Source organism: Streptomyces violascens (genome assembly GCF_014649955.1).
In the GTDB taxonomy this organism is placed as follows: domain Bacteria; phylum Actinomycetota; class Actinomycetes; order Streptomycetales; family Streptomycetaceae; genus Streptomyces; species Streptomyces violascens.
Map to the genome: position 1 here is coordinate 88,581 of NZ_BMUA01000014.1, position 23,230 is coordinate 111,810.

The window sequence follows — 23,230 nt, forward strand, 5'->3', positions numbered from 1 at the left end:
GCCTTCCCTGTGCTGCCCGTTGTCAGTGCCGGGAGGTAGCTTCGGGGCGTGGCTGGGTTGTGGCGGTGTGTTGGGGTTCGGTGGGGCGAAGAGGGGCCCCGGCTGCTTTGGGAGGAGGGGCGGAGCAGTCCGCTCGGGTATGGGCGGGATCTGACGTTTCGGGTGGTGGGGGAGCGGAGCTGTGTGGGGGCTCGGGGGAATCGGTGTCCGGTGGCGGCGGGCGTGCCGGCGCGGAGTACTCAGGCGCGGTGTGCCGAGTGTGCGCGGCTCGACCGGGCGCACTCCGTCGCCGCCGATACGTACCTCGACGATCCCCGGACCTATCGCGTCTACCTCGCCTGGTTCGGGAGCGGCATGGTCAAGGTCGGGATCACCGCCGAGGAGCGGGGTTCGGCCCGGCTGCTCGAACAGGGGGCGGTGGCCTTCGGCTGGCTCGGGCGGGGGCCGTTGATGGCGGCCCGGCGCTGCGAGGAGCTGCTCAGGGCCGCGCTCGGGGTGCCGGACCGGATCCCGTACGCCGAGAAGCGGGCCGTACGGGCAGGGCTTCCCGGGGTGGACGAGCGGGCCGCGGAGGTCGCCCGGCTGCACGCGCGGGCCCTCGCGCTCACCGGCTGGCCCGAGTCACTGGAGCGGATCGAGTGCCAAGTGGTCGACCATGCGCGGGAGTTCGGACTCGCCGGGCTCGCGCCGGCCTCCGGGGTGGTCACCGAGCTGGTGGACGGCGGGGTCGTGGGCGGGCGGCTCGTCGCTGCCGCCGGGCCCGACCTCCACCTGGAGGTGTCGGGCGCCGTTCTCGTACTGGACACGCGGCTCATGAGCGGGTGGGATCTTGCCGCGGTCGGTGCGGGCGAGGGCGGTGGTGTCAGTGTGCCGGTGCGGGAGGTGCCCAAGGAGGAGGGGGTGCAGGATCAGTTGTTCTGAGTCTGAGTCTGAGTCTGAGGGGGCGGGCGCGGACGGGGGTGATGCGTGCCCTGGCGGGGCGCGTCGGGCAGCAGCGGGCGCGGCGGCGCGGGCGGGCCGAGTGGTACGGCGGCTCCAGCGTCCAGGTCGCCAAGGTCGAGCGGAGTGGTGGATGTGAGCGGAAGCAGTGGCGGGGGTGCCGTTCGGGCCTTCTGGGGGCGGCTCGGGCTGCCGGGACTCGTCGACGTCCACACCCATTTCATGCCCGAGCGCGTGCTCGACAAGGTGTGGGAGTACTTCGACTCCGCCGGGGAGCTCGTCGGCGGGGTCGAGTGGCCCATCACCTACCGGGAGGAGGAGGCCGAGCGGGTGCGGCTGCTCCGGGAGGAGTTCGGGGTGCTCGCCTTCACCTCGATGATCTATCCCCACAAGGCTCGGATGGCCGAGTGGCTCAATGGGTGGAGTACGGGGTTCGCCGGACGGACTCCCGGCTGTCTTCACACCTCTACCTTTTTTGCCGAGCCCGGGGCCGCCGGATACGTTCGGGACGCCCTCGACTCCGGTGCTCGTGTCTTCAAGTCCCATGTGCAGGTGGGGAGTTACGACCCTGGGGACCCGCTGCTCGATCCCGTCTGGGGACTGCTCGCCGAGGCCGGCGTGCCGGTCGTCATCCACTGCGGGTCCGGGCCCGCGGCCGGGAAGTACACCGGGCCCGGCCCCGTCGGGCGGGTGCTCGCGCGGCACCCCCGGCTGCGGCTGATCGTCGCGCACATGGGGATGCCGGAGTACGCCGACTTCCTCGGCCTCGCCGACACGTACGGCTCGGTCATGCTCGACACGACCATGGCTTTCACCGACTTCAGCGAGCGCACCGCGCCCTTCCCCGTGAGCGAGCGGGGGCGGCTGATGGATCTGGGGGAGCGGATTCTCTTCGGGTCCGACTTCCCCAACATTCCGTACCCCTATCTCCATCAGCTGGAGGCCCTTGAGCGGCTCGGGCTCGGGGACGAGTGGCTTCGGGCCGTCTGTTACGGGAACGGGGCCCGCCTCTTCGGGCTGGCGGGCCGCACCCTGCCGGGCCCGGACCCGCTGCCCGGCTGAGCACCCTGGGTTCTGGCCCCCGCCCACTTTCTCAGGCAAATCACAGGATCGGGCAAGGATGTTCTCACCGCCCGCTCACAGGGTGGGGCCATGACCGTTACCTCCTCGCCCCAGGGGCGGACCGAAATGCTGCGGCCGGACGGCAGCCCCGTCCGAGTGCTCGTCGTGGACGACGAGGCACCGCTCAGCGAGCTGCTCTCCATGGCGCTGCGCTACGAGGGCTGGGACGTGCGCAGCGCCGGCGACGGGGCCGGGGCGGTGCGCGACGCCCGGGACTTCCGGCCCGACGCGGTGGTACTCGACATCATGCTGCCCGACATGGACGGCCTCGCCGTCCTCGGGCGGCTGCGTCGCGAGCTCCCCGACGTGCCGGTGCTCTTCCTCACCGCCAAGGACTCCGTGGAGGACCGGATCGCCGGGCTCACGGCGGGCGGCGACGACTACGTGACCAAGCCGTTCAGCCTGGAGGAAGTCGTGGCCCGGCTCCGCGGGCTCATCCGCCGCTCGGGCACGGCCGCCCTGCGCAGCGAGTCCGTGCTGGCCGTCGGAGACCTCACGCTCGACGAGGACAGCCACGACGTGACCCGGGGCGGGGTCAACATCCACCTCACCGCGACCGAGTTCGAGCTGCTCCGCTTCCTCATGCGCAACCCGCGCCGGGTGCTCAGCAAGGCGCAGATCCTCGACCGGGTCTGGTCGTACGACTTCGGCGGCCAGGCCAACGTCGTCGAGCTGTACATCTCCTACCTGCGGCGGAAGATCGACGCCGGGCGCTCCCCGATGATCCACACGCGGCGCGGCGCGGGGTATCTGATCAAGCCCGGCGAGTAGCGGCGCGTGGGCAGGATCCGGGGCGGGTTCCGGCGGCCGTGGTCGCTCCGTACCCGGCTGGTCGTGTCGGCCGTGGCCCTGCTCGCGGTGGTCGGCGCGGTCATCGGCACGGTGACCGTGCTCGCCATGGGCGCCAACCTCCAGCGTCAGCTGGACGACCAGCTGCGGGCCGGGCTGCCCGTGCGGGGGCTCGGGTACGGCGGCCCGGGGCAGGTCAAGCCCGACGGCGACCGGCTCGACTTCATCGTGTCCAGGCCGGGGCAGCCGCTGCACACGGTCGGCGCGGGCGTGCTGCCCGGCGGGACGCGGCTGTCGGGGCTGCGGAGCACCCAGCCGGAACACGAGGGCGAGAGCCGCACCGGGCCGCTGTCCGACGGGCAGATCCGGGCCCTGGCCGCCGTCCCCAAGGACGGCCACGTGCACTCCGTCACGATCCCCGGCCTCGGTGACTACCGGGCCGTGTGGGATCCGGACCGCGCCTTCGTGCTCGGCTTCCCCACCGACCGGCTCGACGCCACCGTCAACACCCTTGTCCTGGTGGTCATTTGCGTGACCGCCGCCGGGCTCGTCGCCGCCGCGATAGCGGGCGCGGCCATCGTCGGGGTGGCCCTGCGGCCGCTGCGGCGGGTCGCCGCCACCGCGACCCGGGTGTCCGAACTCCCCCTGCACAGCGGGGAAGTCGCGCTGCACGAACGTGTGCCGGGGGCCGAGGCGGATGCCCGCACGGAGGTCGGCCAGGTGGGCGCCGCGCTCAACCGGATGCTCGATCACGTCCACGAGGCGCTCAGCGCGCGGCAGGAGAGCGAGACGCGGGTGCGGCAGTTCGTCGCGGACGCCAGCCACGAGCTCAGGACCCCGCTCGCCTCCATCCGCGGTTACGCCGAGCTCACCCGGCGCGGCCGCGAGGACGTCGGGCCCGACACCAGGCACTCGCTCGGCCGCATCGAGTCGGAGGCGGCCCGGATGACCGGGCTCGTCGAGGACCTGCTGCTGCTCGCCCGCCTCGATGCCGGACGCCCGCTCTCGTACGAGAGCACCGATCTCTCCGCGCTGGTCGTCGACGTGGTCGGGGACGCGCATGCCGCGGGCCAGGGCCACAAGTGGCTGCTCGAACTGCCCGGCGAGCCCGTCGCCGTACGCGGGGACCGGGAGCGGTTGCAGCAGGTCCTGGTCAATCTGCTCGCCAACGCCCGTACGCACACCCCGCCCGGCACCACCGTCACCGCCCGGGTCGAGGTGCGCGGGCCCCGGGTCGTCGTCGAGATCGAGGACACCGGGCCCGGCATCCCGCCCGAGCTGCTCCCGCACGTCTTCGAACGGTTCGCCCGTGGTGACGCGTCCCGCTCCCGCAACGCCGGGTCCACCGGCCTCGGCCTCGCCATCGTGCAGGCCGTCGTCGCCGCGCACGGCGGGCGGGTGACGGTGCGAAGCGGTCCTGGGCGGACGGTGTTCGGGGTGGAGCTGCCGGGCGCGCCCGATGCCCAAAGCCCGCCGATCCACCCCGTGAAGGCCGAATCCCGCCTCTCACAGCCGGGCCACAGCCCGGCCACACAGGTGTGACAGCGGCCCTCGCGAGGGTCGCGGCATGCGAACCGAACCCTCTGCCACGAGCGCCGCCGGTACGGCCCGTGCCGTGTGCTCCCCGAGCGCCGCGCCCGCGCCGCACGCGGCGAACCCGGCGCATCCGGTGGCCCTGCCGGCCCGCCGGCACCTGCCCGTCCAGCCGGCCGGCGCCCCCGTACTCGACGTGACGATCCCCGTCCACAACGAGGAGCAGGACCTGGAGCGGTGCGTGCGGCGGCTGCACGACCACCTCGCGCGGACCTTCCCGTACGGCTTCCGGATCACGGTCGCCGACAATGCGAGCACCGACTCGACTCCCTTGATTTCGGCGGGACTTGAGCGCGAGCTTCCCGAGGTGAGGGCCTTCCGCCTGGAGGAGAAGGGGCGCGGGCGGGCGCTGCGTACCGTGTGGTCGGCCTCGGACGCGCCCGTGCTCGCGTACATGGACGTGGACCTGTCCACCGATCTCAACGCGCTGCTTCCGCTGGTCGCGCCGCTGATCTCCGGGCATTCGGACCTCGCCATCGGCTCGCGGCTCGCCCGGTCCTCGCGAGTGGTGCGCGGCGCCAAGCGGGAGTTCATCTCGCGTACGTACAACCTGATCCTGCGCGGCTCGCTCGCGGCGCGGTTCTCCGACGCGCAGTGCGGGTTCAAGGCGATCCGGCGCGATGTGGCGCAGCGGCTGCTGCCGATGGTCGAGGACACCGGGTGGTTCTTCGACACCGAGATGCTGGTGCTCGCCGAGCGGGCCGGGCTCAGGATCCACGAGGTGCCGGTGGACTGGGTCGACGACCCTGCCAGCACCGTGCACATCGCCAGGACGGCGATGGACGACCTCAAGGGGGTGTGGCGCGTCGGGCGGGCGCTGGCCGTCGGGGCGCTGCCGCTCGACCGGCTCTCGCGGCCGTTCGGCGACGACCCGAGGGACCGGCAGCTCAGCGGGGTGCCGGGCGGGCTCGCCCGTCAGCTCGTCGGTTTCTGCGTGATCGGCGCGCTCTCCACGCTCTTCTACCTTCTCCTGTACGCGCTCTCGCGCACCGCGATGGGTCCCCAACTCGCCAACGGGGCAGCCCTGTTGGTGTCGGCGGTCGCGAACACCTCGGCCAACCGGAGGCTCACCTTCGGGGTGCGCGGCCGGGACCGGGCGGTGCGCCACCAGGCGCAGGGCCTCGCGGTGTTCGCCATCGGCCTCGCGCTCACCAGCGGCTCGCTCGCGGCGCTGGATGCGGCCAACCCGGACGCCGCGCACTCCACCGAGGTGGCCGTCCTGCTGGCCGCGAACCTCGCGGCGACGGTCCTGCGCTTCCTGCTGTTCCGCGCCTGGGTCTTCCCGGACCGCACCACTTCTCCCGATGAATCGAAGGGCGACGCGCGATGACCACGACCTCCTCTCGGACCGATCCGCGCGAGGGGGTCGCGGCGGTCGGGCACCGGGCCGCCCGCAGCCGACTGTGGCGCGGCCGCCCCGACGACCCCGCCTGGGTGCGGCCCGCGCTCCTCGCGCTGCTCGCCGCCACCTTCGCCGCGTACCTGTGGAACCTCAGCGCCTCCGGGTACGCGAACTCCTTCTACTCGGCGGCCGTCCAGGCCGGCAGCCAGAGCTGGAAGGCCTTCTTCTTCGGCTCGCTCGACGCGGCGAACGCGATCACCGTCGACAAGCCCCCGGCCTCGCTGTGGCCGATGGCCCTGTCCGTACGCCTCTTCGGCCTCGGCTCCTGGCAGATCCTGCTGCCCGAGGTGCTGATGGGGGTGGGCACGGTCGCCGTCCTGTACGCGGCGGTGCGGCGCCGGTTCAGCCCGGCGGCGGGCCTCATCTCGGGCGCGGTACTGGCTCTGACCCCGGTCGCGGCGCTGATGTTCCGCTTCAACAACCCGGACGCGCTGCTCGCGCTCCTGATGACGGTCACGGTGTGCTGCGTGCTGCGTGCCCTTGAGGACGCCCGTACGAAGTGGCTGGTGTGGGCCGGGGTCGCGATCGGTTTCGCGTTCCTGACCAAGACCCTGCAGGCCTTCCTGGTCCTGCCGCCGCTGGCCGTCCTGTACGCGGTGTGCGCGCCCACGTCCATGCGCCGCCGGATCGGCCAACTCGCCCTGTCCGCCGGTGTGTTGGCGGTGTCGGGCGGCTGGTGGGTGGCCGCCGTGGAGCTGTGGCCCAAGTCGTCGCGCCCGTACATCGGCGGCTCGCAGCACAACTCCTTCCTTGAGCTCACCTTCGGCTACAACGGGCTCGGCCGCATCAACGGCGACGAGACGGGCAGCGTCGGCGGCGGCGCCGCGCGGGCGGGCGGCTTGGAACTTCCGGGCGCCATGCGTGCGGGGGGCGGTGTCGGAGGAGGCGGTGGCGGCTGGGGCGAGACGGGCCTCGGGCGCATGTTCAACTCCGAGATCGGCAGCCAGATCTCGTGGCTGCTTCCCGCGGCCCTGCTCCTGCTGATCGCGGGCCTCGTCGTCACCTGGAAGACCAGGGCCTGTCCGGCGGATCTGGTCGCCCGCAGTGCGGCTCAGTACTTCAGTGCTGGTGAGCGGGGGCCTGGTGCGTCCAGCTGCGAGGCGGAGGAGGGCGGCGACGCGATGGGGGTCCCCCCTGGTCGAGCGGAGTCGAGACCTTGGGGGAGTGGGCAACCGACGACAACGCCGTGGGGGTCCCCCCTGGCCCATTGGGCCTTGGGGGAGGGCGTGCCAGGGCCGCGCGTCCCAGGCAAGATCCGCCGGACAGGCCCTGGGCGCACCGACACCGCGCGCGCCGCGTTCCTCGCCTGGGGCGGGGCGCTCCTGATGACCGCCGTGATCTTCAGCTTCATGGCGGGGATCTTCCACCAGTACTACACGGTGGCCCTGGCCCCCTACATCGCGGCGCTCGTCGGCATGGGCGTCACGGTCCTGTGGGAGGAGCGCTGGCGTCTCTGGGCGGCTCTCGTGCTCGGGGTGACGATGGCGGCCACGGCCGTCTGGTCCTACGTACTGCTCGGACGCACCCCGGACTATCTGCCGTGGCTGCGCTGGGCGGTACTGACCGGTGGCCTGGCGGCGGCGCTGGGCCTCGCGCTCGCGGGCCGCCTGGACCGGAGGGCGGCGCTGGGGGCGGCCGGGCTCGGCCTCGCGGCCGCGCTGGCCGGCCCGGCGGCGTACGCGGTGAGCACGCTCGGCACCGGCCACACCGGCTCGATCGTGACGGCGGGTCCCGCCGGGGCGAGCGTGGGCGGGCCCGGGGGAGGCGGCGGGCGGATGCGGTTCGGCGGGGGCGCGGGTGCTGGGCAGACCGGTGGGCAGAACGGCGGCCGGCCGGGCCCGGGCCAGGGCCCGGTTCAGGGCATGCCGGGTGGCGGCATGGGGCAGCAGCCCGGCGGTGCGCAGGGGGAGCGAGGCGGCATGGGCGGCGACATGGGCGGTCTGCTCGACGGCGCGAAGGTGAGCGCGGAGGCGGAGGCGCTCGTGGCGAAGGACGCGGACCGGTACACCTGGGCCGCGGCCGCGATCGGCTCGCAGAACGCCGCGAGCTACCAACTTGCCACGGGGAAGCCGGTGATGGCGATCGGCGGGTTCAACGGCAGCGACCCGTCGCCGACGCTGGAGCAGTTCAAGAGGTACGTGGCCGAGGGGAAGGTCCACTACTTCATCGCCAGTGGCGGGGGAATGATGGGTGGCGGAGGGAGCGGGATCAGCAGCTGGGTGGAGTCGTCCTTCAAGAAGGTGACGGTGGGGACGGGGACGTTCTACGACCTGACGGCGCGGGTGAGTTAGGCGCTTCCGCGGGTGGTGGGGTTCGGTGCGGGCCGTCTGTGGCTGGTCGCACCCACGCGGCGGAGCCGCACGTGTCACAACCCCGCGCCCCTTGGCGGGTTGCGGTGCGGGCTTCCCCGGGGTGTGCCCCGTACCCCCGACTGCCGTCAGCCTGCGGACCGTGCGTGGCTGGTCGCGCCCACGCGGCGGAGCCGCACGTGTCACAACCCCGCGCCCCTGCCAGGGTTGCTGCTAGCACGATCGACCCTGGCAGGGGGCATTTCTAGCCTGTCATGGGGTCCCCCCTGGCCCTTACGGCCTTGGGGGAGTTTGAGGGCGAGCGGCCTCAAGGCGCGATACGGGGTCTGGGGCGGAGCCCCAGCGCAGCCTGGGGGGCTTCCCGGCGGACCGGGGTCGCATGCGCTGCGGGCGCGAGCGCAGGCTTCAGCGAGCCTGTTGCGGAGGGCAGTTGACGCGTTCGAGGGTTTGGACCGGCGCGCCTCGGCGCGGTGGTCTCCTCGCTCGGACACCCACCCGGTCCGCGTCGCCCATAAATCGCTTTACAGCGTAGAAGAAACTCCCTTACGGTGTACATCGCTCGCCCACTTACACCGTATAAGGAGCCAGGGAGCCGCAATGACGGCAACGACAGCCGAGAATCCGACCACCCCCACCGGGCACCCGCAGCGCTGGCTGATCCTCGGCGTCATCTGCGTGGCCCAGCTGACGGTGCTGCTCGACAACACCGTCCTCAACGTAGCCATCCCCTCGCTCACCACCTCACTCGGCGCGTCCACCGCCGACATCCAGTGGATGATCAACGCGTACTCGCTGGTCCAGTCGGGCCTGCTGCTCACCGCGGGCAGCGCGTCCGACCGCTACGGACGCAAGAAGATGCTCGCGGCGGGCCTCGCCCTCTTCGGCATCGGCTCGCTGGCCGCGGGCCTCGCGCAGAACTCCGGACAGCTCATCGCCGCCCGCGCGGGCATGGGCGTCGGCGGGGCGCTGCTCATGACCACCACCCTCGCCGTCGTCGTCCAGATCTTCGACAACGAGTCCCGGGTCAAGGCCATCGGCATCTGGGCCACCGTCAACTCGCTCGGCTTCGCCGCCGGGCCGCTGATCGGCGGGGTCATGCTCGACCACTTCTGGTGGGGCGCGATCTTCCTGGTCAACATCCCGGTCGCGGTGCTCGGCCTGGTCGCCGTCGTAGCCCTCGTACCGGAGTCGAAGAACCCTCAGGGCGACCGGCCCGACCTGCTCGGGGCGCTGCTCTCCACCATCGGGATGACCGGTGTCGTGTACGCGATCATCTCCGGGCCCGGCCACGGCTGGCTCTCCGGCCATGTGCTGGCCTCGGCGGCCGTCGGCCTCGTGTTCCTCGCGGCGTTCGTACGCTGGGAGCTGTCCATCGAGCACCCGATGCTGGACATGCACTTCTTCCGGAACCAGAAGTTCATCGGCGCGGTCGCGGGCTCGATCCTGGTCGCGTTCGGCATGGGCGGCTCGCTGTTCCTGCTGACCCAGCACCTCCAGTTCGTGCTCGGATACGGCCCGTTGGAGGCGGGCGTGCGCACCGCGCCGCTCGCGCTCAGCGTCGTCGTGCTCAACATGTCGGGGGTCGGCGCGAAGCTGGTCACCAAGGTCGGCACGCCGCGTTCCATAGCCATCGGCATGACCGCGAACGCGGCGGGGCTCGCCTCGATCGCGTTGCTCGGCGGGCACAGCTACGGGGGCACGCTGCTCGGCCTGGTCGTGATGGGCGCGGGCATCGCGCTCTCCATGCCGGCCATGGCCAACGCCATCATGAGCGCGATCCCGCCGGAGAAGGCGGGCGTGGGCGCGGGCGTGAACGGCACCCTTGGCGAGTTCGGCAACGGGCTCGGCGTGGCGGTGCTCGGCGCGGTGCTGAACTCGCGGTTCGCGGCGCTGGTGCCGGTCGCGGCGGCTTCTCTGCCCGCCGCGCTCGCCGCCGCCCGCGACGACGCGGAACGGGGCCGGATCGCGGACGCGTTCGCCTCCGGCCTGGAGACCAGCCAGCTGGTCGGCGCGGTCGCGGTGCTCGCGGGCGGCCTGCTCGCGGCGGTCCTGCTGCACCGCGCGGAACGAACCGCTCCCGCTCCCGCCGGGGCGGCTCCCGCCGCATAGCATCGAGGGGGGTGAGATCCCCGAATTCCGGACATACCCCCCTGCGGGGCGTGGCCCTTACGGACAGGACCCTCAGGGGTCGGCAGGACCGAGGCCCGAGGAGGGCGGCGATGGTGTCGGCGGCGGACCGTACGAAGGATGCGGCGCGTACCAGCGTGTGGCTCGGCAGCAAGGCGGGGAACCGGGTGCGGCGGGCGGACCCCGAGGCCGGTCAGCCCGCCCTCGACCGGGACCGGATCACCGCCGAGGCCGTACGGCTCCTCGACGCCGAGGGCGCCGTGAAGTTCTCCATGCGGCGCCTGGCAGGCGAGCTCGGGGTCACCGCGATGTCCCTTTACTGGTACGTCGACACCAAGGACGACCTCCTCGAACTCGCCCTCGACTCGGTGTTCTCGGAGGTCGAGCTGCCCGACATGCAGGACGAGGCGGCCGACTGGCGCGACCAGCTCCGCTCGATCGCCGTCGGCTACCGCGCGGTCTTCGTCCGGCACCCCTGGGCGTCCGCGCTGATCGGCCGCTACCTCAACATCGGGCCGCACGCGATGGCCTTCTCGCGCGCGGCCCTGCGCATCCTGGCCCGTACGGGGCTTCCGCCGCACGGGCAGATGGGCGGGCTCTCCGCGGTCTTCCAGTTCGTGTACGGGTTCGGCACGATCGAGGGCACGTTCGTGCAGCGGTGTGCGGATGCGGGGATCACGCAGGACGAGTACTTCGCCCAGGCGATGGGGGCGCTGACCGAACGGCCGGAGTACCGGGCGCAGTTCGAGGAGGCGGAGGAGCTCATGGCCGCGCGGGGCGGGGAGACGGTGGCGGAGATGCGACAGCGCGACTTCGACTTCGCGCTGTCGCTCCTGGTGGCGGGTATCGAGGCCCTGGCCACCCAGGATCCCGCCTGACCCCTGGGGCTCCGCCCCGGACCCCCCTGAAATGCTCGGTGCGGGCCGGCATGCACGCTGCTAGGGGCGCGGGGAACTGCGCGAGCACCACGTACGGCCCGCGGCCGAAGGCGGGTTCAGGGGCGCGGGGAACTGCGCGACCAGCCCCCACCGGCCCGCAGCCGAAAGGCACCCCCCACCCGCCAGGGTGAGACGCGCGGCAGGGTCAGACGCTCGGCAGGGTCGCACCCTGTACGGTCTGGATGTCCAGTTCGACCCGCAGCGTCGTGCCGATCGCCGAGATCCCCGCCTGCACAACCTGGTTGTAATTCATCGCGAAGTCCTCGCGCCGAAGCTCCGCCGTCGCCCGGTAGGCGGCCCGCACCCCGCCCCACGGGTCCGGCCCCGTACCCAGGTACGTGAGGTCGAGGTCGACCTCGCGGAGCACTCCGTGCAGGGACAGAGAACCCCGTACCGTCCAGCGGTCCGGCCCCGCCGGGACCAGGTCCGTGCTGCGGTACGTGATCTCCGGGAAGCGCTCGACGTCCAGGAAGTCGGGGGATTTCAGGTGCCCGTCGCGCATCGCGTTGCCCGTGTCGATGGACGCCGCCCCGATGACCGCCTCGACCCGGGACTTCTCCAGGTCCTCCGCGATCTCGATCCGCCCGCCGAACTCCCCGAACCGCCCGTGCACACTGGAGATCCCCAGGTGCTGGGCGACCGCGCCGACCGACGAGTGCGCCGGGTCGATCGTCCAGGGGCCCGGCGGCGGAAGCTCCACGCCGCCCTGGCGGGCCAGCACCACCGTGCCGACCGCGGCCCGGCCGCTCGCCGTGACCAGCGCGGTCGAGGCGGCGGGCGCGTACCCGACGGCCGTCACGATCACCGTGTACGGGCCCGGCGCGAGCGCCACGTCCGCCGCGACCGAGCCGTCCTCCGCCGCCGAGGCGCGCAGCACCTGCGTGCCGGTCATGTCGGTCATCGTCACCACGGCGTGCGAAACCGCCCAGCCGTCGCGCGTCCGTACCTGTGCCCGCAGTCCCATCCCGTTTTCTCTCCTCAAGTACAAAAGGCCAAGTGCAAAAGGCCGGGCCCCGGGGGCGGGGCGGCCGGCCGTCCCCTGCCCGCCGCCCCTTCCCCGGGGCCCATTTCCGCGCCGGGTACGAACGCCGCCTCCGCTCGAAGCGACACACCGCACCCGGGGGTCTGTGAACTACTCGCCCGGGTGGGCGAGTTCGATGTCGTGACCGTCCACGCCGCGGCCGGTCACGGTCAGCGAGCCGGCCACCGGCGGGTAGCCGGTCGCGATCAGCGTGTACTCGCCGGAGTTCAGGTCGGCGAAGGCGTACGCGCCGTCGTCGCCCGTCGTCGCGCCGGCGACCACGTTGCCCGCCGCGTCCAGCAGCGTGACCCGAGCATCCGCCAGCGGACGCCGGTCGCCGCCGCCCCGGATCGTGCCCTGGACCAGCGCGCCGGCCTGGAGCGCGGCCTCGATACGGGTCACGCCGTACCCCGCGATCTCCACCGGCAGCGCCAGCGGGCGAAACCCGTCCGCGTTGACCGCCACCGTGACCTGGCCCGGAACCAGCTCACCGAAGGTGAACTCGCCCGCCGCGCCCGACTTGCCGGTGGCAAGCAGATCCCCGCGCACATCGGTCACGATCACCATCGCGCCCTCGACGGGCGCCCCGGTCTCGGCCGCCTTCACCGCACCCGTGAGGCCACTCGTGCCGGACAGGAGGATGTCGTACGCCAGCGCCTCGGTGCCCACGACCACGGTCGAGGCCTGCGGCTGGAAGCCGTCGGCGGCCGCGATCAGGACGTACGAACCGGCGCCCGGCGCGGCGAGCAGGTACCCGCCGTCGGGCCCCGCCACCGCGCGGCCGAGCTGGCTGCCGCCGAGCGAGATCAGCGTGACGGCGGCGGAGGCGACGGGCGCCCCCTCGGCCGCCCGGACCGTACCGCGCACGGGAATGCCGTCGAGCGGGCGTTCCGTAACAGGAGCCTCAACTGACGTCGTCTGGGCGGGAATTGACGCCGCAGCCGGGGCGGCGGCGGGCGCCTGCCCGGACTCGGACCCGGACTCGGCCTCGGACTTGGCCGCGCCGACCGCCGTACGCAGCGGAATCTCCTTGATGAACAGGGTGATCAGGAACGCGAGCAGCGCGCACGGCGCCGCGTACAGGAACACATCGCCGACGCCGTGCCCGTACGCGCTCTCGATGACGGTGCGGATCGGCGCGGGCAGCGTGGCCAGGTCCGGGATGGTGCCGGAGCCGCCGCCGCTCTTCGCCGCCGCGGCGCCCTGGGGGCCGAGCGCGGTGAGGCCGTCGGTGACGTAGTGGGTGACCCGGTTGGCCATGACCGCGCCGAGTGCCGAGACGCCGACCGCACCGCCGAGGGAGCGGAAGAAGACGACGACGGAGGAGGCCGAGCCGAGGTCGGCGGGGGAGACCTGGTTCTGGGTGCAGAGCACCAGGTTCTGCATCATCATGCCGATGCCGAGGCCCATCAGCGCCATGTAGATCGCAAGGTGCCAGTACGGGGTGTCGTAGCGCATCGTGCCGAGCAGACCGAGGCCCGCGGTCACCAGCACACCGCCGCTGACCAGCCAGGCCTTCCACTTGCCGGTCTTGGTGATGACCTGTCCGGAGACGGTGGACGCGATGAAGAGTCCGCCGATCATCGGGATCGTCATGACGCCGGACATCGTCGGCGTCTTGCCGCGCGCCAGCTGGAAGTACTGGGAGAAGAAGACCGTGCCGGCGAACATCGCGACACCCACGAAGAGCGAGGCGAGCGAGGCGAGGGTGATGGTGCGGTTGCGGAAGAGGCGCAGCGGGATGATCGGCTCGCTGGCCCTCGACTCGGCGAACACGAACAGCGCGCCAAGGACGATCGAGCCGCCGACCATGGCGTACGTCTGCCACGAGATCCAGTCGTACTTGTTGCCCGCGAAGGTCACCCAGACCAGGAGCAGCGAGACCGCGGCACTGATCAGGAAGGCGCCGGTCCAGTCGACCTTGACGTCCCGCTTCACGACGGGGAGCTTCAGGGTCTTCTGCAGGACGATGAGCGCGATGATCGCGAACGGCACACCGACGTAGAAGCACCAGCGCCAGCCGAGCCAGTCGGTGTCGGTGATCAGGCCGCCGAGCAGCGGTCCGCCGACCGTCGCAACCGCGAACGTGGCGCCGAGGTAGCCGCTGTAACGGCCGCGCTCCCGCGGCGAGATCATGGCGGCCATGATGATCTGGGCGAGCGCGGAGAGCCCGCCGACGCCGATGCCCTGGACGACCCGGCAGGCGATGAGCATGCCCGAGCTCTGGGACAGACCGGCCACGATCGAGCCGGACACGTAGATGACCAGGGCTATCTGAACCAGCAGCTTCTTGCTGAACAGGTCGGACAGCTTGCCCCAGAGCGGGGTGGTCGCGGTCATCGCAAGGAGCGAGGCCGTCACGACCCAGGTGTACGCGGACTGGCCGCCGCCCAGGTCGCTGATGATGTGCGGCAGGGCGTTGGAGACGATCGTCGAGGACAGAATGGCGACGAACATGCCGAGCAGCAGCCCGGACAGCGCCTCCATGATCTGCCGGTGAGTCATCGGCGCGCCGTCACCGGCGGGTGCGTGCCCGCCGTGCCTGGCGTGGCCGCCCCGCACACCGGCTGGTGTGGTCGTAGCCATGAAGTTCCTTGTCTTGTACGTCTGTTGGGCAGGTGTACGGGTGTGGTGCTGATGGTTCTGGTGGTGCTAAGCGGGTGTGCGGGACTCTGGGGCCCGAAGCGGCTCAGGTGCCCGGACGTGGGGCGCCCGGCAGTCCCCGAAGGAGTCGCGCAGGCGGGCCAGCATCGTGTTGAGCTGCCCGACCTCGTCGTCGGTCCAGTCCTTGAGGGTGTGCGCGAACATCTCCGTGGTGCGCAGCCCGAGATCGTCGATCATGACCTGGCCGGCGGGGGTGAGCCGCAGGATCCGCGAGCGCTTGTCGGCGGGGTCGGCGGACCGCTCGATCCAGCCGCGCTGCGCGACGTGCGCGACATGACGGCTCGTCACCGACATGTCCACAGCGAGGAGTTCGGCGAGTCGGCTGATCCGCATCTCGCCGTGCCGCTCCAGGAGGGTGAGTACGGCGGCGGACCCGCCCGGGCACTCGGGCGGCAGGATCCGCGCGAGCCCGCGCTTGACGGCCCCGATGGCGCTGAGCTGCCGGGCCAGCTCCTCGTAAAGGCTCTGTGCGGCCATGGACGACACCTCCCGACATCTTGTTGCTTCGGGCAACCATAAGATTGTTGGTTGCCGAAGGCAAACGAAATCCCCTCCAGGTCGGCAAAGGGTGAGCAAAGCCTTTGCATGCGGAAAGTTAAGTTGCAGGTGGGGGGTGGTGCGGGGTGCTCGGGCGCGGCTCGCATGCGGCTTGGTCGCGCGGTTCCTGCGCCCCTCAACCTGCCTTCGGCCGCGGGCCGTGCGTGGTGCTCGCGCAGTTCCCCGCGCCCCTGGCTGCGTCCATGCCGGCCCGCACCGAGCACCTTCAGCCCGTCATGGGGGTCCCCCTGGCCTCAAGGCCTTGGGGGAATTTGAGGACGAGCATCCTCATAGGTGCGAACGGGGCCGGGGCGGGGCCCCGGGAAACCCGGCTTCCTATCCCAATTCCAGCCCCCGGAGGGGTTCGCGCGGGGGCGGGGGTTGGGCCGGACCCCCATCTTCGCTAGGGTCCTGCCCCATGGCACACAACCCCCACGCGCCCCAGGGTCCCGAGGGCAACTACGACCCGGCGGGCTCCACGCAGATGTTCCGCGCCTTCGTCGACGAGGGCGCCCCGCAGGGCCGCCAGGCGGCGGCAACCCCGGCGGCGGCTCCGGCAGGCCCGCGCGTCGGCCTGATCGTCGGAGTGGTCGCGGTGATCGTCGTCCTCGCGGCGGTGGCCTGGCTGGCGCTGGGCTAGACAAGCCCAGCCCCTTGCGGCGCCTTGGCCGGGGCGGGCCAAATCCAGCCTATCCGGCCTGCGCGAGGCGGGTGGGGAATCCGAACCCCCTACCCCCAACTGGCCGTAACCGACCGCGTCTCCACATGCATCCCCAGCGGCACCCGCCACGCCTCCACACATACCCCGTACGTATGTGAGACCACCCCACCCGCCGGGATCGGCAGCGGCAGAGCCTGGCTGGAGGTAATGGTCGCCCAGTCCACCCCGAGCATCCCGATAACGTGCGTCGCAAATACGACGCTGCCCGACTTCACCGCCGTACCCCCGCTGTTGCGGAACGGGACGGTGACCTTCTCGCACCACCGGTGATCCCCCGCCGAACGGCTGGGCGCCCCGAGGCTGAGCACCGCGGGCCCGGCGGGCTCGGCGGAGCCGGAGGGCGTACCGGACGGGGAGGCAGGAGTACCCGGGGCTGTGGGCGTGCCCGATGAGCCGCCCGAGCCCGAACGCCCGGGTGTTGACGGCGACTTGGCGGGATCCGGAACCACCGGTGTCGCAGGCGTCCGCCCGGCCGGGGCACCGGACCGCGGCGGCGTCGAAGGCGTACCAGTGCCGGGATCACTACCGGGGCTCGCACCAGGACCCGAACCCGCCGGCCCGGACGGTCCCGGCGCGGACGAACCGTCCAGCGGGACCAGCTGGACCCCGTCCCGCGGCGGCACCGCGTGATCCGGGGCCGAGGAGCCGGGACCCGCGGCCCCGACCGCCACGTACCCGGCCCGCTCCCCGCCGCCGGCGCAGGCGGCGAGGGTGCCGCCCAGGCCCAGTACCACCACCGCCGAGACACCGATCAGCGCAGCACGTCGTCGCATCGCGCCAGTGTGTCTGACGGAGCGTCAATTAACCAGGGGGGAACGGGAGTCGGGGAGGGTCAGTCGGAGATGAGGCCCTCGCGGAGCTGGGCCAGGGTGCGGGTGAGCAGGCGTGAGACGTGCATCTGGGAGATGCCGACCTCCTCGCCGATCTGCGACTGCGTCATGTTCGCGAAGAAGCGGAGCATGATGATCTGCCGTTCCCTGGGCGGGAGTTTGGCGAGCAGCGGCTTCAGCGACTCGCGGTACTCGACGCCTTCGAGCGCCGTGTCCTCGTAGCCGAGCCGGTCCGCGAGCGAGCCCTCGCCGCCGTCGTCCTCGGTGGCGGGCGAGTCGAGCGAGGAGGCGGTGTAGGCGTTGCCGACCGCGAGCCCGTCGACCACGTCCTCCTCGGACACGCCGAGAACGGCGGCCAGTTCGGGGACGGTCGGCGAGCGGTCGAGCTTCTGGGCGAGCTCGTCGCTGGCCTTGGTGAGGGCGAGCCGCAGTTCCTGGAGGCGGCGCGGCACCCGTACCGACCACGAGGTGTCGCGGAAGAACCGCTTGATCTCACCGACGACGGTGGGCATCGCGAACGTCGGGAATTCCACGCCGCGTTCGCAGTCGAAACGGTCGATCGCCTTGATCAGGCCGATCGTGCCGACCTGGACGATGTCCTCCATCGGCTCGTTGCGGCTGCGGAAACGAGCCGCCGCGTACCGCACGAGCGGCAGGTTGAGCTCGATGAGTGTGTCGCGCACATACGTACGCTCCGGGCTGTCGGTGTCCAGCGTGGCGAGGCGCAGGAACAGGGAGCGGGACAGCGTGCGGGTGTCGATGGCTGCGGTGTTTGCGGCGTGTCGGCGCACGGTCGGTGCGGGTGCGCTCTTGGTGAGCGTGAGCACCTTCGAGCTGCCCTGTTCTGCGGACATGCCACCCCCTTGAGGTCGCGGACGGTCGCGTTGGGCCACGACCATCGGAGGAAGCAGCCTCCACCTGAATACCGGAGGCGGGGCTGCGGCAAACGCGGTTTCCGCAGAATGTCACATGTCGGCAACACGCTGTAGTGACATGTCGACAAGATGGGCCGGAGTACGTGCAGGAAACAGGGGGTGTGGGGTTTTTCGGTCAGAAATTTTTTACCGGCCCGAGACGGGAACCCGGCTCACTCGAACCGGTTATGCCTCGATTCGATTTGCGGATCGAAGTCGGGCGAAGCTCCTGGCGAGGAGCCTTGACACATGCATCTGCGACACTCCCAATTCCTGACTGATCTGGGACTGCGTCAGATTGCTGTAATAGCGGAGCATCAGGATCCGCTGTTCGCGTTCGGGCAGTTGTACGAGAAGGTGGCGGACCAGATCGCGGTGTTCGACACCGGCGAGCGCGGGGTCCTCGTAACCGAGCCGGTCGAGCAGACCGGGCAGCCCGTCGCCCTCCTGGGCGGCCTCCAGCGAGGTCGCGTGGTACGAGCGGCCCGCCTCGATGCAGGCGAGCACCTCGTCCTCGCCGATCCTGAGCCGCTCGGCGATCTCGGCGGTGGTGGGGGAGCGTCCGTGCAGGGTCGTGAGGTCCTCGGTGGCGCCGTTCACCTGCACCCAGAGCTCGTGCAGGCGGCGCGGGACGTGCACGGTGCGGACGTTGTCGCGGAAATACCGCTTGATCTCGCCGACGACGGTGGGCATCGCGAAGGTCGGGAACTGGACGCCGCGGTCCGGGTCGAACCGGTCGATCGCGTTGATCAGTCCGATCGTGCCGACCTGGACGACGTCCTCCATGGGCTCGTTGCGGGAGCGGAAGCGGGAGGCCGCGTACCGAACCAGCGGCAGATTGGCCTCGATCAGCGCCCCGCGCACCCGGCTGTGCTCCTCGGTGCCCGGCGTGAGCTCCTTGAGCTGGCCGAAAAGCACCTGGGTGAGGGCGCGGGTGTCGGCGCCCCTGGTGGACGTTCTGGCAGGGCCCCTGGGGCCCTCCGAGGAGTCCTGGGCGGGCACTTCGGGGGCGTCCTGGGGCTCGTTCTGGGGCGGCACTTGAGGCGTAGTACTGGCCGGCACGGTCACGCCACCCCTTAGTCCTCGGTCAACTCATCCGTCAAAAGCGGTCATAGCATCACAAGACATGTCCACTGTGTGCAAGCACCGTATAACCACGTGTTGAGGGCAAGTTGGGGCAGATGGCCCCCGCCTGAGGGTGACGCGAGCACGAAGAAGCCCCGCACCTCTCAGGCGCGGGGCCGGGCTGCGTACCGGACCCGTCAGAGGACGGGGTGCCCGCTCAGAACGGGTAGTCGGCGATCACCCAGGTGGCGAACTCGCGCCACTGGCCGGCCGCGGCCTGGTGGGCGGGGTGCTCGAGGTACCGCTTCAGCGCGTCCGCGTCCGCCACGGCGCAGTTGATGGCGAAGTCGTACGCGATCGGCCGGTCGGTGATGTTCCAGGCGCACTCCCAGAACTCGATCTCGGGCACGATCCCGTCGAGCTCCTGGAAGGCCTTCACGCCGGCGACCACACGCTCGTCGTCGCGCTCGACGCCCTCGTTGAGCTTGAACAGGACCAGGTGGCGGATCATGAGTTCTCCTACGGCTGCGTCTGTAGCGACAGGTTGGACGGGCTCAACGGACCAGGTTGGTCATGAACTCTCCGACGCCCTTGGCCGCGCTGGATATGCCCTCGAACCCGGTCTGGACCATCCCTGCGGCCTGCACCGGCGACGTGATGATCGTGTACAGCACGAACACCACGGCGATATAGAGCAGGACCTTCTTGACGTCCACTGTGCCTTGCCCCTCCCCGGCGACGGCGTACCCCTGTTCGGTCGGGTGAGTCTAACCGCCACCTGGCCGGTACTCACCCGGCCTTTAAGGACCAAGGGCCTGGTGATCGGGGCCCTTTGCCCGACGGTAAGGACGTGACGGGAGAGCAGGATGGTTCTTGAGCCCGCCCCATCTGGCAGGAATGCGGCGGGCGAGGAACAGGACCTCACTGCGGGGTCCGCGCCGCGCGCTTCCCCCTGACTGCGGCGCAGGACTTGCAGGTTCTGTTCTCGTCGGGGGGAGCGGCTTGTCCCCCCGATGCCGCTTCCCCCGTCCCAACGTCGAAGCCCCGGTCACTTCCCCCGACCGGGGCTTCTTCGCGTCCGTATGCCGGGGGGGCGGGGGCGCGGGACCGGGCACGCAAGAAGGGCCCCGACACTGTCGGGGCCCTTCAGAAGCGGTAGCGGAGGGATTTGAACCCTCGGTGAGTTTCCCCACACTCGCTTTCGAGGCGAGCTCCTTCGGCCGCTCGGACACGCTACCGAGAGAGAGCTTAGCCCAAGGTGGGCCGTGGTTTGAAATCGGTTCTGCGAGACCTGGGTCACCGCTGCCGGAAGAAGGCCGTCAGCTGCGCCGAGCACTCCTCCTCGAGGACGCCCGCGATCACCTCGGGACGGTGGTTGAGGCGCTGGTCGCGTATGAGGTCCCACAGCGAACCGGCCGCGCCCGCCTTCTCGTCGCGGGCCCCGTAGACGACCCTCTCGATCCGGGACTGCACGATGGCGCCCGCGCACATCACGCACGGCTCCAGGGTGACGACGAGCGTGCAGCCGGTCAGCCGCCACTCGCCGGTCTTCTGCGCCGCGCGCCGGATCGCGAGGACCTCCGCGTGCGCGGTCGGATCGCCGGTCGCCTCGCGCTCGTTGTGCCCGGCCGCGAGAAAGGCGCCGTCCGGGGCGAGCAGGACCGCGCCGACCGGCACATCGCCGGCCGACTCGGCCTGCGCGGCCCCGGCCAGGGCGGAGCGCATCGGCTCCGCCCACCGTTCGCGTACGGGATCGTGCGGGCGGAGCACTAGCGGACGGCCTCCAGGACCTCGGCCGCGCCCAGCGCGTCCGCGATCGTCACGAGGGCGTCGCCGTCGAGTGCCAGGAGGCGGCGCTCGCTCACCCCGAGGTCGGCGAGGATCGCGCTTTCGCCGAGCGGCCCGGCCGGTGCGGCGCCGTCCGACGGGTCGTCGCCGTCCGCCTCGTCCGCGGCCCCGGACGCGTCGTCCTCGTAGCCGTCCTCCGTGCCGTCGAGGTCAAGGGTGTCCAGCTCGTCCTCCTCGTCGTCCTGGTCGTGGCCGAGCAGTTCGTCGGTGAGCATGGCCCCGTACGAGGAGCGGGCGGCGACGGCGGCGTTCGAGACGAAGACGCGCGGGTCCTCCTCGCCGTCGACGCGGACGACGCCGAACCAGGCGTCCTCCTGCTCGATGAAGACGAGCACCGTGTCGTCGGCCCCGTCGGCTGCTGCTTCCCGGGCCAGGTCGGCCAGATCGGACAGCGTCTCCACATCGTCGAGCTCTGTGTCGCTCGCTTCCCACCCGTCTTCGGTGCGCGCGAGCAGTGCGGCGAAGTACACCGTGACTCTCCCACTGGTCATAGGCGTGCCGGTTGGGGGTCCCCCCGGCTGTGGCTTCATTCGGAATCGTGGCAGAAAACACCGCGGTTGCGAGAGTTCTTCCGCGGTTGCGTTTTTCCGGTCGTCGCGAACGCGGGGTTCGACCCCTCGTGATCACGGGGTCTGACGCACCGTGATCACGAGGCGCGACGCGCCGGGATCACGGCCTGCGGGCCGCCACGGCCAAGGGGTCCCGATCGCCGCGATCACGGGCCCGGGGCGCCGTTTCGGGCGTCACCAGCGGAAGGTCCGCATGCGCATGGCCTGGCGCATCCGGGCGGCGCGGGCGCGCCGGGGCTGGACCCGGTCGCGCAGCGCTTTCGCCTCGTGCAGTTCGCGCAGGAACTGGGCGCGCCGCCGCCGGCGATCCGCGTCGCTCTCCGGTTGCCGCTCGTCGTCGTGCTCGTCCGGCATTGGCTCACACCGCCCCGGGGTCGTTTCCTGCCTCCCACCTTCCCCCCGTTCGGGTGCTTGACGCCAGCGCCGAAGAGCAGCAGGTGGGACGCGGGGCCGCTGTGCCCCGGTTACTGTGGACGTCATGCGGATCCATGTTGTCGACCACCCTCTCGTGGCGCACAAGCTCACCACGCTGCGCGACAAGCGCACCGACTCCCCGACCTTCCGGCGGCTCGCCGACGAGCTGGTCACCCTGCTCGCCTACGAAGCCACCCGGGACGTGCGCACCGAGCAGGTGGACATCGAGACCCCGGTGACGCCGACGACGGGCGTGAAGCTCTCGTACCCGCGTCCCCTGGTGGTCCCGATCCTGCGGGCCGGCCTCGGCATGCTCGACGGCATGGTGCGCCTGCTGCCGACCGCCGAGGTGGGCTTCCTCGGCATGATCCGCAACGAGGAGACCCTGGAGGCCTCCACGTACGCGACCCGCATGCCCGAGGACCTCTCGGGCCGCCAGGTGTACGTCCTGGACCCGATGCTGGCGACCGGCGGCACGCTGGTGGCGGCCATCCGTGAACTGATCAAGCGGGGCGCCGACGACGTCACCGCCGTGGTGCTGCTCGCCGCCCCCGAGGGCGTCGAGGTCATGGAGCGCGAGCTGGCGGGCACGCCGGTGACCGTGGTGACCGCCTCGGTCGACGAGCGCCTGAACGAGCACGGCTACATCGTGCCGGGCCTGGGCGACGCGGGCGACCGCATGTACGGGACCGCCGACTAGGTCCCTCCCAAGGGCCCTTGCAGGGTTCTCAGCACTTCCCCGAGGGCGCGGGTGCGGGCTTGGCCAGGGCGGCCAGGGCCGTGTCCGCGTCCTTCGGCGTGTTCAGGTCGGCAAACGTCGTCCCCAGAATCAGATCGACGTCCGGCGTGTCGCGCGTGTCGGTCTTCTGCGCGGCGCCCTTGAGCTGGGTGCCGAGTACGGAGAAGGGGCCGCGGGTGGCCGCGGGGGCGCCGAGCAGTATTCCGTTGCCCGGGACCTTCTTGTCGTACTCCCCGGGCGCGTTGCCGACCTTGCCGATCGCGAAGCCGCGCTTCTTCAGCTCGTCGGCGACCGTCTTGGCCAGGCCCGCGCGCGGGGTCGCGTTGTAGACGTTGACGGTGATCTGAGCGGGCTTCGGCAGCGCCTGGGGGGCGCCCGAGGTGCCGGGCGACGGGCAGTCCTTCTTGTGGTCAGCGGCAGCATGCGACTTCCCGCCGCCACCGAACACGTCGATGAGCTGGAGCGTTCCCCAGCCGATCAGGCCGAGGGCCACGATCGCGCCCACCAGCGCGAGGATCAGCCGGCCGCGCTTTCGGGGACGTCGCATCCGCGGGTAAGCGTCACCCTTGATGCGGTACTTTCCGCCCATGCCGGGGGGAGTGAGCATGCTCATAGGCGCAGGGTAGTGCCGACCCGTGATGATGCCTACTAAATGATCAACGGTTGACGCGCGTGTGCGCCCGTATGCG

22 protein-coding genes and 1 tRNA gene are annotated in these 23,230 nt (G+C 71.4%); 10 read left to right on the forward strand and 13 right to left on the reverse strand.

Features of this window, described 5'->3' with window-relative positions:
* Positions 1–48 precede the first annotated feature (48 nt).
* From IE206_RS25345 to IE206_RS25380, 8 genes are all read left to right on the forward strand, one after another.
* Positions 49–921, forward strand: coding sequence for a DUF2797 domain-containing protein (locus IE206_RS25345; RefSeq protein WP_189965841.1), 873 nt, complete (start codon positions 49–51; stop codon positions 919–921).
* Between the two features lie 147 nt (positions 922–1,068).
* A complete protein-coding gene (locus tag IE206_RS25350; protein ID WP_373300983.1) occupies positions 1,069–2,001 on the forward strand; it encodes an amidohydrolase family protein in 933 nt (310 codons plus the stop codon).
* Between the two features lie 90 nt (positions 2,002–2,091).
* Positions 2,092–2,832, forward strand: coding sequence for a response regulator transcription factor (locus IE206_RS25355; RefSeq protein ID WP_308433950.1), 741 nt, complete (start codon positions 2,092–2,094; stop codon positions 2,830–2,832).
* A 6-nt stretch (positions 2,833–2,838) separates the two neighbouring features.
* On the forward strand, positions 2,839–4,392 hold the full coding sequence (locus tag IE206_RS25360) for a sensor histidine kinase (RefSeq protein ID WP_226598977.1): 1,554 nt from the start codon (positions 2,839–2,841) through the stop codon (positions 4,390–4,392).
* Between the two features lie 25 nt (positions 4,393–4,417).
* Positions 4,418–5,773, forward strand: coding sequence for a bifunctional glycosyltransferase family 2/GtrA family protein (locus IE206_RS25365; protein ID WP_189965844.1), 1,356 nt, complete (start codon positions 4,418–4,420; stop codon positions 5,771–5,773).
* Complete coding sequence (locus tag IE206_RS25370) at positions 5,770–8,136, forward strand: ArnT family glycosyltransferase (RefSeq protein WP_189965846.1); 2,367 nt, start codon at positions 5,770–5,772, stop codon at positions 8,134–8,136. Before IE206_RS25365 ends, IE206_RS25370 begins: the two co-directional genes overlap by 4 nt.
* 615 nt (positions 8,137–8,751) lie before the next feature.
* Positions 8,752–10,263, forward strand: a complete 1,512-nt coding sequence (locus IE206_RS25375) for an MFS transporter (RefSeq protein WP_189965847.1) — start codon at positions 8,752–8,754, stop codon at positions 10,261–10,263.
* Between the two features lie 110 nt (positions 10,264–10,373).
* Positions 10,374–11,159, forward strand: a complete 786-nt coding sequence (locus IE206_RS25380) for a TetR/AcrR family transcriptional regulator (protein ID WP_189965849.1) — start codon at positions 10,374–10,376, stop codon at positions 11,157–11,159.
* A 205-nt stretch (positions 11,160–11,364) separates the two neighbouring features.
* On the opposite strand, the gene IE206_RS25385 is transcribed toward IE206_RS25380, so the two are convergent.
* The 3 genes from IE206_RS25385 to IE206_RS25395 form a co-directional block, all read right to left on the reverse strand.
* Positions 11,365–12,183 carry a YceI family protein gene (locus tag IE206_RS25385; RefSeq protein WP_189965851.1) on the reverse strand — a complete coding sequence of 273 codons (819 nt, stop codon included), beginning with the start codon at positions 12,181–12,183 and terminating at the stop codon, positions 11,365–11,367.
* A 168-nt stretch (positions 12,184–12,351) separates the two neighbouring features.
* The gene (locus tag IE206_RS25390) at positions 12,352–14,745 is read right to left on the reverse strand and encodes an MFS transporter (protein ID WP_506005477.1); all 2,394 of its coding nucleotides are present in this window, start codon (positions 14,743–14,745) and stop codon (positions 12,352–12,354) included.
* A gap of 147 nt (positions 14,746–14,892) precedes the next feature.
* On the reverse strand, positions 14,893–15,381 hold the full coding sequence (locus tag IE206_RS25395; protein WP_189965855.1) for a MarR family winged helix-turn-helix transcriptional regulator: 489 nt from the start codon (positions 15,379–15,381) through the stop codon (positions 14,893–14,895).
* 478 nt (positions 15,382–15,859) lie between these two features.
* On the opposite strand from IE206_RS25395, the gene IE206_RS25400 reads away from it, so the two are divergent.
* Positions 15,860–16,081, forward strand: coding sequence for a hypothetical protein (locus IE206_RS25400; protein ID WP_189965858.1), 222 nt, complete (start codon positions 15,860–15,862; stop codon positions 16,079–16,081).
* 89 nt (positions 16,082–16,170) lie between these two features.
* Here the strand turns inward: IE206_RS25400 and IE206_RS25405 are convergent, their stop codons facing one another.
* The 9 genes from IE206_RS25405 to IE206_RS25445 form a co-directional block, all read right to left on the reverse strand.
* Positions 16,171–16,935, reverse strand: coding sequence for a hypothetical protein (locus tag IE206_RS25405; protein WP_229853219.1), 765 nt, complete (start codon positions 16,933–16,935; stop codon positions 16,171–16,173).
* A 59-nt stretch (positions 16,936–16,994) separates the two neighbouring features.
* A complete protein-coding gene (locus tag IE206_RS25410; protein ID WP_053725878.1) occupies positions 16,995–17,846 on the reverse strand; it encodes an RNA polymerase sigma factor SigF in 852 nt (283 codons plus the stop codon).
* Positions 17,847–18,092: 246 nt separating this feature from the next.
* Entirely contained in the window at positions 18,093–18,968 is an 876-nt protein-coding gene (locus IE206_RS25415; protein WP_189965860.1) for an RNA polymerase sigma factor SigF, read from the reverse strand.
* Positions 18,969–19,188: 220 nt separating this feature from the next.
* On the reverse strand, positions 19,189–19,482 hold the full coding sequence (locus IE206_RS25420; RefSeq protein ID WP_189965861.1) for a Dabb family protein: 294 nt from the start codon (positions 19,480–19,482) through the stop codon (positions 19,189–19,191).
* A 43-nt stretch (positions 19,483–19,525) separates the two neighbouring features.
* Complete coding sequence (locus IE206_RS25425) at positions 19,526–19,687, reverse strand: hypothetical protein (RefSeq protein WP_189965863.1); 162 nt, start codon at positions 19,685–19,687, stop codon at positions 19,526–19,528.
* 437 nt (positions 19,688–20,124) lie between these two features.
* Positions 20,125–20,209, reverse strand: a tRNA-Ser gene (locus IE206_RS25430).
* A 58-nt stretch (positions 20,210–20,267) separates the two neighbouring features.
* Complete coding sequence (gene tadA, locus IE206_RS25435) at positions 20,268–20,696, reverse strand: tRNA adenosine(34) deaminase TadA (protein ID WP_189966039.1); 429 nt, start codon at positions 20,694–20,696, stop codon at positions 20,268–20,270.
* A 44-nt stretch (positions 20,697–20,740) separates the two neighbouring features.
* Entirely contained in the window at positions 20,741–21,289 is a 549-nt protein-coding gene (locus tag IE206_RS25440; protein ID WP_189966041.1) for a tRNA adenosine deaminase-associated protein, read from the reverse strand.
* 273 nt (positions 21,290–21,562) lie between these two features.
* A complete protein-coding gene (locus IE206_RS25445) occupies positions 21,563–21,742 on the reverse strand; it encodes a hypothetical protein (RefSeq protein ID WP_189965864.1) in 180 nt (59 codons plus the stop codon).
* 124 nt (positions 21,743–21,866) lie between these two features.
* Here IE206_RS25445 and upp point away from each other — a divergent pair, with 124 nt between their 5' ends.
* Positions 21,867–22,502, forward strand: a complete 636-nt coding sequence (gene upp, locus IE206_RS25450; RefSeq protein WP_114038765.1) for a uracil phosphoribosyltransferase — start codon at positions 21,867–21,869, stop codon at positions 22,500–22,502.
* Between the two features lie 28 nt (positions 22,503–22,530).
* On the opposite strand, the gene IE206_RS25455 is transcribed toward upp, so the two are convergent.
* A complete protein-coding gene (locus IE206_RS25455) occupies positions 22,531–23,154 on the reverse strand; it encodes a LytR C-terminal domain-containing protein (RefSeq protein WP_226598976.1) in 624 nt (207 codons plus the stop codon).
* Positions 23,155–23,230: the final 76 nt, after the last annotated feature.

Excerpts from the sequence above, each read along its gene's own strand:
- IE206_RS25455 (WP_226598976.1), bottom strand. The coding sequence starts at position 23,154 with ATGAGCATGCTCACTCCCCCCGGCATGGGCGGAAAGTACCGCATCAAG.
- IE206_RS25410 (WP_053725878.1), bottom strand. The coding sequence starts at position 17,846 with ATGTCCGCAGAACAGGGCAGCTCGAAGGTGCTCACGCTCACCAAGAGC.
- IE206_RS25365 (WP_189965844.1), top strand. The coding sequence starts at position 4,418 with ATGCGAACCGAACCCTCTGCCACGAGCGCCGCCGGTACGGCCCGTGCC.
- IE206_RS25405 (WP_229853219.1), bottom strand. The coding sequence starts at position 16,935 with ATGCGACGACGTGCTGCGCTGATCGGTGTCTCGGCGGTGGTGGTACTG.
- IE206_RS25385 (WP_189965851.1), bottom strand. The coding sequence starts at position 12,183 with ATGGGACTGCGGGCACAGGTACGGACGCGCGACGGCTGGGCGGTTTCG.
- IE206_RS25400 (WP_189965858.1), top strand. The coding sequence starts at position 15,860 with ATGGCACACAACCCCCACGCGCCCCAGGGTCCCGAGGGCAACTACGAC.
- upp (WP_114038765.1), top strand. The coding sequence starts at position 21,867 with ATGCGGATCCATGTTGTCGACCACCCTCTCGTGGCGCACAAGCTCACC.
- IE206_RS25355 (WP_308433950.1), top strand. The coding sequence starts at position 2,092 with ATGACCGTTACCTCCTCGCCCCAGGGGCGGACCGAAATGCTGCGGCCG.
- IE206_RS25420 (WP_189965861.1), bottom strand. The coding sequence starts at position 19,482 with ATGATCCGCCACCTGGTCCTGTTCAAGCTCAACGAGGGCGTCGAGCGC.
- IE206_RS25380 (WP_189965849.1), top strand. The coding sequence starts at position 10,374 with ATGGTGTCGGCGGCGGACCGTACGAAGGATGCGGCGCGTACCAGCGTG.
- tadA (WP_189966039.1), bottom strand. The coding sequence starts at position 20,696 with ATGCGCTCCGCCCTGGCCGGGGCCGCGCAGGCCGAGTCGGCCGGCGAT.
- IE206_RS25375 (WP_189965847.1), top strand. The coding sequence starts at position 8,752 with ATGACGGCAACGACAGCCGAGAATCCGACCACCCCCACCGGGCACCCG.
- IE206_RS25395 (WP_189965855.1), bottom strand. The coding sequence starts at position 15,381 with ATGGCCGCACAGAGCCTTTACGAGGAGCTGGCCCGGCAGCTCAGCGCC.
- IE206_RS25370 (WP_189965846.1), top strand. The coding sequence starts at position 5,770 with ATGACCACGACCTCCTCTCGGACCGATCCGCGCGAGGGGGTCGCGGCG.
- IE206_RS25445 (WP_189965864.1), bottom strand. The coding sequence starts at position 21,742 with ATGCCGGACGAGCACGACGACGAGCGGCAACCGGAGAGCGACGCGGAT.
- IE206_RS25390 (WP_506005477.1), bottom strand. The coding sequence starts at position 14,745 with ATGACTCACCGGCAGATCATGGAGGCGCTGTCCGGGCTGCTGCTCGGC.